Genomic DNA, 10,757 nt, shown 5'->3' on the forward strand with positions numbered 1-10,757 from the left:
GGCCTTTCGTTCGTCCAAAAATAAGAAAATATTATGCAAGCAACAGCCACAACACTTAACGAAGGGGCGGAAAACGTTCCGGTCAACTCGCGTAACAAAGTTGTCGTCGCATCGCTGATTGGCACCGCCATTGAGTTCTTCGACTTTTATATTTATGCCACCGCAGCGGTTATCGTCTTCCCGCATATTTTCTTCCCGCAGGGCGACCCGACGGCGGCAACGCTACAGTCTCTGGCAACCTTTGCTATCGCCTTCGTGGCGCGTCCAATTGGTTCAGCGGTCTTTGGTCACTTTGGCGATCGCGTTGGCCGCAAAGTGACGCTTGTGGCGTCGCTGCTGACGATGGGGATTTCGACCGTGGCCATCGGTCTGCTGCCCACTTACGAAACCATCGGCATTCTGGCACCGGTTCTGCTGGCGCTGGCGCGTTTTGGTCAGGGTTTGGGCCTGGGCGGTGAATGGGGTGGCGCGGCGCTGCTGGCCACCGAGAACGCCCCGGCGCGCAAGCGTGCGCTGTATGGCTCATTTCCGCAACTGGGCGCACCGATTGGCTTCTTCTTCGCGAACGGCACCTTCCTGCTGCTCTCCTGGCTGCTGACGGATGAACAGTTCATGAGCTGGGGCTGGCGTATTCCGTTTGTCTTCTCTGCCGTACTGGTGCTGATTGGTCTGTATGTGCGCGTCTCTCTGCACGAAACGCCGGTCTTTGCCAAAGTCGCGGCAGCGAAAAAACAGGTAAAAGTTCCACTGGGAACGCTGTTGACCAAACACGTCCGCGTGACCGTGCTGGGCACCTTTATCATGCTGGCGACGTATACGCTGTTCTACATCATGACCGTCTACTCAATGACGTACAGCACCGCCGCCGCGCCGGTGGGTCTGGGTCTGCCGCGTAACGAAGTGCTGTGGATGCTGATGATGGCGGTGATTGGCTTTGGTGTGATGGTGCCGATTGCGGGTCTGCTGGCGGATAAGTTTGGTCGCCGCTCAAGCATGATTGTGATCACCACGCTGATTATTCTGTTCGCGCTGTTCGTCTTCCCGCCGCTGTTGGGTTCCGGTAGCCCTGCACTGGTGATGGCGTATCTGCTGATTGGCCTGAGCCTGATGGGCCTGACCTTCGGCCCGATGGGTGCGCTGCTGCCGGAGCTGTTCCCGACGGAAGTGCGTTATACAGGCGCGTCGTTCTCCTACAACGTTGCCTCTATTCTGGGCGCGTCCGTTGCGCCGTATATCGCTACCTGGCTGCAGGCGAACTATGGTCTGTTCTACGTGGGCGTCTATCTGGCGGCCATGGCAGCACTGACGCTGATTGCGCTGCTGCTGACGCACGAGACTAAGCATCAGGCTCTGTAATACACTGCGGCCTGATGCCCTCACCCCGGCCCTCTCCCACTGGGAGAGGGAGAAAGGGAGCTACTTCTTCATCTGCGACAAAATGTTCCGGCACTGATTGGCATCCCCTTCTGACGGCGAAATCAGCGCCAGCAGCGCCGCAGCGGGCGTCACCAGCGTGGCAAGCGCTGCCGCTACCGCACCGCGCGCAATCAGCGGCCCGGGCTTCACGCCCGCCTGCGGATTTTTGAAGGTGCCGCGCACGTAGAGCGGCGAGCGCAGGGTGATGATACGTATCCCCTTACTTTCCGGGTCGATGGTGAGATCAAGTTGCTCAGAGGCCATACTGGCCGTCCCGGTCACGTTGATCACCGCGTTCTCCGTATCGAAGGCGAAGATCTGCGGGCGCGCCACGCCGTTGACCAGATCCACGTTTGCCGCCGCGCAGTTCACGCGGACTTCATCGTCGCCGAAAATCTGGCCGATGATAAAGTTTCCGACGTTAAGCCCCAGAATTTCCATCAGGTTACGGCTGATCAGCCCGTCGTTCATCAGCAGTTTCAGGTTACCATTACCGCTGCCCAGCAGCGCCGCCACGGAGTTGCCCACGCCGCGAATGTCGGCATCGCCGTTCATCTCACCGAGGGTTTTCTGCATCAGTTCGACGTCAGGCATCAGCTCTTTTAGCTTAAGCCTGCGCGCCTGAATCTCTGCCCGTCCCTGCATCGGCTTTTTGTCGCCTTCCAGATGAATGTTCGAGGAAATCGTCCCGCCCGCCATACCAAACTTGAGCGGCTGCAGGCGCAGATCGGCGTTTTTCAGGATGATATGCGTCGAGAGATCGCTCAACGGCAGCGTGCTGCCATGCTCAATTTTGCGCCCTTTGAAGCGGACGTCCGCATCCATCACGTCCCACTTATCGGTCTCAAAGCGATCGTAAGGGAGCACTTTTCCCGCAGGCTGGATGTCCTTTTTCACCTCTTTTGATTTGGTGCCTTTGCCGGAATCCACGCCAATCAGCGGGCCGAGATCGGCCAGGCGCAGCTGGCGGGATTCCACATCCCCTTCCAGTTTCGGACGCGGTTTGCCGGTGGTGTAGGTCAGCGAGCCGTGAATATCGCTGTCGCCAATGCGGCCGTTGAAATCCCTGTAGTCAAAGACCGACGATTTCTCGGTGTCGATTTTTGCCACCAGATGCCCGTCCGTTTCAAACGGTGGGGTATCCGGCAGCAGCACGCCGGTCAGTTCATACAGCTCACCCAGCGAATCACCGGCAAACTTCAGCTGCAGGTCAACACCGCCCATGTTCATCGGGTCGTTAACCGTGCCCACGAACGCCACGCGGGTGTTGCCGGAACGGAAATCCGCCTGCACCGGGAACGGTGTGCCCTCGCTCCTGAGCGCCAGCATGCCGCCAATCTTCCCTTTCCCGGTCAGCGGCTGGTCGTTATAGCGCCCTTTTGCCGTCAGACCGAAAACGTAATCGCCCGCTTTTGCGCTGTCGCCTTTGGCCTTGCTGCCCGTGACTTCGCTAAACGGCAGTGGCTTGCCGAGCGGATCGACCAGGATCTCCACGTCGGCTTTGCTGACCTTATCGTCAATGGCGATCCGCCCGCGATCGAAAAGAATGTTATCGAGGCGGAACGACCACGAAGAGGGCTGCGCATTGGGATCTTTCTCGCCGTCGCTGGCAAGGTTAAACGTCCAGTTGTTGTTCTTTTCAGAAAGGCGGATCAGGCGTGCGTCGGGCTGCTGGAGTTTGATCCACGGCAGGTAAACCGTTTTGGTCAGCAGCGCGAGCGGTGCCAGCGTGGCTTCAACGCGCGGCAGGTGAACCATTGTCACGTCAGGAATGTCCGGCGGGTTGCCAAGAATAATGTCATCGGCGTGAACGTGCGGCCACGGCACCCAGCTTCGCCAGCCGGTCTCCTCTTTCTGCCGTTCCCACACCACTCCCAGATCGCCGCGTATGGCAAAGGGTCGGTTCAGCTCAGTTGAGACTTTCTGGTTGATGGTCGGCTTAAGACGGTTCCAGTCGAATGTCGCAATAATGATGATGGTGACCGCGATCAACAACAAGAAAATCCCTGAGATCCAGGCGATAACCCTGGTTGTCTTTGTCATTTTTGTCCCCTTTCCTGATGACCTGTCCTGTAAAACTATAGTCCAGACAAAGGGAAGCGGGCAGTTCAGAGCGTCGTTATCACCGTTTCGAGCGTATCCATCGGCACCGGGCGAGAGAGGAAGTAGCCCTGCGCAGCGGCGGCAGGAGAGTTTTGCACATCACGCCACTCTTCGAGCGTTTCAACGCCTTCAACAATCACGCCCTGGCAATAGCGATTCATCAGCTGCAGCAGCAGCGTGAACAGATTTCGACCTTCCTGCGTCTGGCGCAGCATGATAAAGAGGTCGCGGGCCACTTTGATGTAGTCGTAACGAACTTCGCTAAGGGCCGAGAAGTTCGCCATGCCGGTGCCGAAGTCATCCAGCCACAGCGGGCCAAACTCGCACATGGAGGCAAATGAGGAGTCCTGCGGCAGGCGGACATGCTCCACCAGTTCAAAGCGCATCCAGGGCAGGGAGGCAATCAGCGCCTGCAATTTCTCGTTCTGGCGCAATGCCAGCAGAGTTGGACCGTCTACATTGACCGACGCAAGGATATCGTGCCGGGCGAAAAATGCCTGCTTCGTTGCCAGCATCCGGAGTTGTTCTTCCAGCACATCCAGTCGCTGGCGAACCGCCACCTCCGCAAAATAGCGGTCAGGCGCAATGCGCTGTGAAGGATTCGAAGGGTGTGTAACGACCGTTAAAATCTCAATCGCCATCAGCCGACCATCGGTGCGATAGATGGGTTGATAGGTGTACGCTCGATCACATTGCAGCCAGTAGCGATGCTCCTGCAAGTTCTCAATACTTGCCTCTGGCGTAGTGTTCAGCCGCTGGATAACCTGCTCTGACTTCATTTCAGATGTCCTGTTGTATGGGATGACCTTTTTGGACTCGTCACTGGGTTATCGGCGCGCTAATTGAGAACTTTATGTTCAATTAGCCGGGAAAATGAAATTAAGATGACAGAAATTTGCAGGAACACGCGCTGGCTCAAAAAAAATATTGGAACGTCGTTTTAATATGGTTGACCACAAAATCCACTCAACGCACACTACCGTAAATTACTCTGTTCAGGTTCACGACTATGTCCAAAAAAATTGCCGTGATTGGCGAATGCATGATTGAGCTGTCCCAAAAAGGCGAGGAAGTCAGCCGCGGTTTTGGTGGCGATACATTAAACACATCTGTTTATATTGCCCGTCAGGTTGCTCCTGACGCACTGAGCGTGAACTACGTTACTGCGCTTGGGACGGACAGCTTCAGCGAGCAGATGCTGGCGTCCTGGCAGAGCGAGAATGTTCACACCTCCCTTATCCAGCGTATGGAAAACCGCCTGCCGGGTCTGTACTACATCGAAACTGACAGCACCGGCGAGCGCACCTTCTACTACTGGCGTAACGAAGCCGCCGCCAAATTCTGGCTGGAAAGCGATGCCGCCGCCGCTATTTGCGAAGAGCTGGCCACCTTTGACTACCTCTATCTGAGCGGGATCAGCCTGGCGATCCTGAGCCCGGAAAGCCGGGAAAAACTGCTGTCTCTGCTGCGCGAATGCCGCGCCAACGGCGGCAAGGTGATCTTCGATAATAACTATCGCCCTCGCCTGTGGGCCAACCGCGAAGAGACGCAGCAGGTTTATCAGCAGATGCTGGAATGCACCGACATCGCATTCCTGACCCTGGATGATGAAGACGCCCTGTGGGGTGAGAAGCCCGTGGATGAGGTTATCTCACGCACTCAGGCTGCTGGCGTGAGCGAAGTGGTGATTAAACGCGGTGCGGATTCATGCCTGGTGGCCATCGCGGGTGAAGCGGTGGTTGAGGTACCTGCGGTGAAACTGGCGAAAGAGAAAGTGATTGATACGACGGCGGCGGGAGATTCTTTCAGCGCGGGGTATCTGGCGGTACGCCTGACGGGTGGGACACCTGAAGCGGCGGCACAGCGTGGTCACCTAACGGCGAGTACCGTGATTCAGTATCGCGGGGCGATTATTCCACGTGAGGCAATGCCTGTTTAACTAAGGTGCGGGCTGATGCCCGCACCCTAATCCTCTCCCACAGGGAGAGGGAACAAAGAATCAGGGTCTTACTGACCCTGCGGAATATCGCTCGCATCCTGGTGCAAATCATCCGCCGATGCAGCCTGTGCAGGCTGCGCTTCAGGCGCCATGATCGCATCCCAGGTCGCTTTCAGTTCCTTCATGTTATATTCCGGCTCGCCTTGTGGCTGCATCAAAATCAACGCCATATCCTGCGATAGCTGCTGACGCAAATCCTGATTTAACATCTCGACGGTCAGACCGCTGAGGAAATCCTGGCGCAGCTTTTGATACTGCTCCGGCGCGATATCGACCACCTGGTTTTGCAGGGAGCGAATACGCTGGCTAATCAGGATATCGGTATCGGCGCGAGCATAGGTGGCAAACAGTTTCTGCAGCTCAAGTGATTTCTGCGCCACCAGCGCGTTGAACTCCTCTTCAGAGAGCCCCTCTTTACGCACTTTTGCCAGCTCTTTCGCCACCACGCCCAGGTTCGTATTCAGCTTATCGCCCGGCGATTCAACGTTAATGGCGCACTGCGCACGCTGGAACAACACGCGGCAGTCAAAGCCCAGACCAATATTCTTCACGTTGTTTTTACTGAGCGTTTGCTGAACGTGCCAGAACAGCGCTTCACGCGCCAGGTCTGCACGCCAGTAGCGCAGCAGCGCGGCGGATTCGCGAATAGGCTGCCAGGCGGTGTCCCACATCATAGAGAGACGATCCTGACGTACGGTGTCCGTCATGATGCTGACAGACTCAGGACGCAGCGGCGAAAGGGTCGGTACGGGCGCAGGCGTTTCACGCTTGCCTTTAAGCTCACCAAATACTTTGTTGATTTGCTCGACGACCGCACGGCTATCCACATTGCCGACCACGATCAGGGTCATCGCATCCGGGGTGTACCATTTCTGGTAGAACGATTTGACCTGCTCGGCATCCACAGGCTGCTTCAGCGGCTCTGCCGGATCGTGACCGAGCAGTGTTGACCCTTTCAGGCGGTAGCGCCACCAGCCCTCTTTGGTATCGACAGGCCAGGTCGCCACCATGTCACTGTTGCTCAGCGCATAGTTGACGGTTTCCGGCGTCACCGACAGGTTACCGGTGGCGTCGGAGAGATAGGTCAGCGCTTCTTTCAGCAGGTCGTTACGGTTGTTTGGCAGACTCAGGTTGAACATGGTGTAGTCGTATGACACAACCGCAGGGGGCAGAGGACGTTTCGGGTCGATGGCCTGTTGCCAGAGTGAACGCACCTGTCCCGCCTGCAAACTGCCGCTCTGGGTGAGCGCCAGTCGAGGAATAAAGTGGCTGAAGCCAGTCTGCTGGGTGCTTTCAGTGAGGGAACCGGTATTCACTGACAAACGAATTTCAATACGATCGCTGGGACGCTGCGGAGTCGCTAACAACTGCCACTGAAAACCATTCGCCAGGGTCCCTTGTTGCCAGGCCGGGTCTGGCTGGAGCGCATCTGCCTGCACATAACTGGCTGCTGCCATCATCAGCAAACCGCCGGTTAAGAGTCGAATTTTTGTGCCCTGCATGTGAACCCCTGATCAACATTCCTGGTTAAAAAGAGTGTCTCGTGACGTGAGCACTCTAAAGATGACGATGAAAACACTCCGATTAGACCGCGTGTTAAGCCAAACGTCACGGAGGGAAGTGAAATATACCCAAAAAAAATCTTGTCGAAGTATGACAGGTATGAAGCATTATTATGCGCAGGAGCCCGCGTCCCGACAAGGGAATGCGGGCAATTATGACGTGATTAAGAGGATAAACCTGCTGATTTGCTGTCAGTTGGGCGATTATTTAACGTATCGGTGAGCTTTTTGTGATCCAGCTCTTTCACCCATTTCGCCACCACCACCGTAGCCACACCGTTACCCACCAGGTTGGTTAAGGCGCGCGCTTCAGACATAAAGCGGTCAATACCCAGGATCAGCGCCAGGCCAGCCACCGGCAGGTGTCCCACCGCTGAAATGGTCGCCGCCAGCACAATGAACCCACTTCCGGTAACACCCGCCGCCCCTTTCGAGGAGAGCAGGAGCACCACCAGCAGGGTGATTTGATGGAAGATATCCATATGGCTGTTGGTCGCCTGGGCGATAAACACCGCGGCCATCGTCAGGTATATCGAGGTGCCGTCCAGGTTAAAGGAGTAGCCCGTCGGGATCACCAGCCCCACCACCGACTTCCGGCAGCCCAGTTTTTCCATCTTATCGAGCATACGCGGCAGCGCCGACTCAGAGGACGAGGTGCCCAGAACAATCAGTAACTCTTCACGGATGTAGCGGATGAACTTGAAGATGCTGAACCCCGCCGCACGGGCGATTGAGCCCAGCACCACCACCACAAACAGAATACAGGTGATGTAGAAGCAGATAATCAGCTGACCCAGCTGTACCAGCGTGCCGACGCCGTATTTACCGATGGTAAACGCCATCGCGCCGAAGGCACCGATCGGGGCCAGACGCATGATCATGTTGATGATGCCGAAGATGACCTGCGAGAAGCTTTCAATGACGTTGAAGATGAGCTGGCCTTTGCTGCCCAAACGGTGCAGGGCAAAGCCAAACATCACGGCAAACAGCAGCACCTGCAGGATATTGCCACTGGCGAATGCGCCGATAACGCTGCTCGGAATCACGTCGAGCAGGAAGGCGACAACCCCCTGATCTTTCGCTTGCTCGGCGTAAACGGCTACCGCCTTCGCATCGAGCGTGGCCGGGTCAACGTTCATTCCCGCGCCAGGCTGAACGACGTTAACAATGATCAGGCCGATAATTAGGGCAAGCGTACTGACCACTTCGAAATAGAGAAGCGCCACTGCACCGGTACGTCCGACCGCCTTCATGCTTTCCATGCCAGCGATACCCGTCACCACCGTACAGAAGATGACCGGGGCAATGACCATTTTGATGAGCTTCACGAATGCGTCGCCAAGCGGCTTCATTTGTGCGCCCAGTTCAGGGTAGTAGTGGCCAAGCAGAATACCGACTGCGATGGCTGTCAGGACCTGAAAGTAAAGGCTTTTGAAGATTGAGGTTTTCATAGGGTGTCCTTGGGAAGAAAAACCACAGGCTTTTTAAGGTTATGGTTAACCTGCGGCTCTAAAATAACACCCGCATAACAGGACAGAAATAAACCAGGTTCAAATTTGAAACACAAATGTTAAGAACTTTGAACTGGCTCGCACAAGCCAGCAACAAAATTACACTTTTGCGTTATTGCCCACGTCGGCAAGGTAGCTTTTTTCGAAGATATCCGACGGCACGGCACGGCCAAATAAGAAGCCCTGGCCGCCCTCCACACCCGCTTTAGCCAGCCAGTCTCGCTGGTCTTCATTTTCGATACCTTCAGCAATCACATGCAGGTTGAGACTGCGCGCCATCTGGATAATGGCCTCGACCATACTGCTGTCTTCCGGTAGCCCATCGACAAAGGTTTTGTCGATTTTCAGCACGTCGACCGGCAGCGTTTTCATATGCTGAAGCTGCCGCAGTCCGGCGTAGCCCATACCGAAATCGTCCAGCGCGATGCGAACACCCGCGTTACGCAGCGGTTTCAGGATCGCCACGGCTTCGTTCGGGTCGTCAATACGACGGCTCTCCGTCACTTCCAGAATCAGCGTGTCCGGCTGGATGCGATAGCGGTGGATCAGCTCCAGCAGCTCCGACACCATGGTCGGGTGCATCAGCTGTAAAGCGGAGAGGTTTACCGACAGCGGCAGGGTGATGCCCCGCTCCTGCCAGGCCGCAAGCTGGCGGCAGGACTCTTCCAGCACCCAGTACCCCACGCTGACCATCAGGCCACAGGATTCAATCCGCTCTATCAGCCCCTCAGGCAGCTCCCACGAGCCATCCGGCTGCTGCATACGCAGCAACGCTTCGGCACTGTTTACTTCACCGGTGAGCAAATTGACCTGCGGCTGCAGCCAGATGGCAAACTGGCGGTTGTCCATCGCGGTCAGTATGTCGCTCTCTTCGGTCAGACGCTGCTGCGCCTTTTCCATCTGCTCCGGGTCGAAGAACTGGATCTGATTCTTCCCTTTGCGTCGCGCGGTGAAGGCCGCCGAGAATGCGCGACGGTAAAGCTGCTCTGCCGTCAGGTCGCCGTAGAACATCGCAATCCCGATACTGGCGCTCGGACGAAGCTGGATCCCCTGAATCGGTAACCGCTCATTAATGACAGTGAGCACTTGCTGACCTAGCGTAATAGCGTGCCATGGCTCTTTCACCCCATGCGCGATGATCACCAGGTCATAGCCGCTAACCTGAGTCAGCACCATGCGCGGGGCAAGCACCGATTTCACCTTTTCCACCAGCGTCAGGAGCAGCATTTCACGCTGGCTCTCCTTGAGCACGCCCGCCGTATCCTGCAAGGTTTCGCAGGCGACCACCATCAGCGCGGTGGTCTGTTGGCGGGCAACCGTCTGCTCCAGCATCGCCATCAGGAAGGCTTTATTTGGCAAATCGGACACCGGGAAACGGGTGGCACTGATATTGAGTTCATCCTGCTGGCGCATAATGCGCTGTTGATTGATGTTGTAGCTGCGCACCAGCATGCCGATTTCATCGTCATGATGCAGACGCGGCAGCGCAATCTGGTGGCCTATCTGCTCCTGCGGCGGGAGATCGTTCAGCTCTCTGGCGATGCGGCGTAACGGATGCACAATCAAACGGTTAATACACCAGGTGAGCGCGACGCTCAAAATAAGCGTCAAAAGTAAGTAAGCAGTCACTAATGTCGCAACCCAACTCATGACAAACTTATACATGCGATAGGAGTCTGACTGAAGGACAAGGTAGGCTAACGGCTGAGGGTTGGCCGGACGTTCCAGTGAATAGATGGGAAGGGAAATTTGCACCGGTAGCTCAAACATGCGCATGACCATGACCGGGACGGGGCGTTCAGGAATGAAGCGCATCCGTAACGCCTGAAACTGATTAGGCAGAACGACATCCGCGCGGCTGACAATACCCGCAGGCTGGATGCGTTTTAAAATGGTTTCCGCGTCGGGAATGTCCCCTTTCAGGATCGCGGCCGACAGCGGCTCACGCACCTCACGGGCAATACTTTCGAGTTGCGAAGCCGTGTTGTAGCGATTCTGCTGTACGGCATGAAACAGCAAAATAACGCTGAAGAGAAAGACAAACAGCATTGTGACGGCTGAACCCATCGCCATCTGTTTGATCGTTAAAGAACGGCTAACACGCAAAATGACTCTCCACAGAACTCGAAGCGCAGGGCGCACCAGGGAGTGAACCTGGTGCGCCTG

The 10,757-nt window shown here is 56.2% G+C and carries 7 protein-coding genes; 2 read left to right on the plus strand and 5 right to left on the minus strand.

All coding sequences use genetic code 11. The annotated features are described in order from the left end of the window. Positions 1–33: 33 nt before the first annotated feature. A complete protein-coding gene (locus tag ENTMO_RS0100195) occupies positions 34–1,356 on the plus strand; it encodes an MFS transporter (protein WP_010426025.1) in 1,323 nt (440 codons plus the stop codon). Positions 1,357–1,416: 60 nt separating this feature from the next. Here ENTMO_RS0100195 and ENTMO_RS0100200 read toward each other — a convergent pair whose 3' ends face one another. Both ENTMO_RS0100200 and pdeH read right to left on the minus strand, forming a co-directional pair. After that, positions 1,417–3,459 carry an AsmA family protein gene (locus tag ENTMO_RS0100200; protein ID WP_010426027.1) on the minus strand — a complete coding sequence of 681 codons (2,043 nt, stop codon included), beginning with the start codon at positions 3,457–3,459 and terminating at the stop codon, positions 1,417–1,419. 65 nt (positions 3,460–3,524) lie between these two features. Continuing rightward, on the minus strand, positions 3,525–4,298 hold the full coding sequence (gene pdeH / locus ENTMO_RS0100205; RefSeq protein WP_010426029.1) for a cyclic-guanylate-specific phosphodiesterase: 774 nt from the start codon (positions 4,296–4,298) through the stop codon (positions 3,525–3,527). A gap of 230 nt (positions 4,299–4,528) precedes the next feature. On the opposite strand from pdeH, the gene kdgK reads away from it, so the two are divergent. Then, a complete protein-coding gene (kdgK, locus tag ENTMO_RS0100210; protein WP_010426032.1) occupies positions 4,529–5,458 on the plus strand; it encodes a 2-dehydro-3-deoxygluconokinase in 930 nt (309 codons plus the stop codon). A gap of 68 nt (positions 5,459–5,526) precedes the next feature. Here the strand turns inward: kdgK and ENTMO_RS0100215 are convergent, their stop codons facing one another. The 3 genes from ENTMO_RS0100215 to hmsP form a co-directional block, all read right to left on the minus strand. Beyond that, a complete protein-coding gene (locus ENTMO_RS0100215) occupies positions 5,527–7,020 on the minus strand; it encodes a M16 family metallopeptidase (protein ID WP_010426034.1) in 1,494 nt (497 codons plus the stop codon). Positions 7,021–7,244: 224 nt separating this feature from the next. Continuing rightward, positions 7,245–8,531 (minus strand): dicarboxylate/amino acid:cation symporter, encoded by a 1,287-nt coding sequence (locus ENTMO_RS0100220; protein WP_010426035.1) that lies wholly within the window; start codon positions 8,529–8,531, stop codon positions 7,245–7,247. A gap of 159 nt (positions 8,532–8,690) precedes the next feature. Beyond that, positions 8,691–10,697 carry a biofilm formation regulator HmsP gene (gene hmsP / locus ENTMO_RS0100225; protein WP_029484897.1) on the minus strand — a complete coding sequence of 669 codons (2,007 nt, stop codon included), beginning with the start codon at positions 10,695–10,697 and terminating at the stop codon, positions 8,691–8,693. Between the last annotated feature and the right edge of the window lie 60 nt (positions 10,698–10,757).

The organism is Enterobacter mori LMG 25706 (assembly GCF_000211415.1).
Lineage (GTDB): Bacteria > Pseudomonadota > Gammaproteobacteria > Enterobacterales > Enterobacteriaceae > Enterobacter > Enterobacter mori.

Bases quoted from the DNA above. Each gene is read 5' to 3' on its own strand.
- ENTMO_RS0100195 (WP_010426025.1), top strand. From the start codon at position 34: ATGCAAGCAACAGCCACAACACTTAACGAAGGGGCGGAAAACGTTCCG.
- ENTMO_RS0100200 (WP_010426027.1), bottom strand. From the start codon at position 3,459: ATGACAAAGACAACCAGGGTTATCGCCTGGATCTCAGGGATTTTCTTG.
- pdeH (WP_010426029.1), bottom strand. From the start codon at position 4,298: ATGAAGTCAGAGCAGGTTATCCAGCGGCTGAACACTACGCCAGAGGCA.
- kdgK (WP_010426032.1), top strand. From the start codon at position 4,529: ATGTCCAAAAAAATTGCCGTGATTGGCGAATGCATGATTGAGCTGTCC.
- ENTMO_RS0100215 (WP_010426034.1), bottom strand. From the start codon at position 7,020: ATGCAGGGCACAAAAATTCGACTCTTAACCGGCGGTTTGCTGATGATG.
- ENTMO_RS0100220 (WP_010426035.1), bottom strand. From the start codon at position 8,531: ATGAAAACCTCAATCTTCAAAAGCCTTTACTTTCAGGTCCTGACAGCC.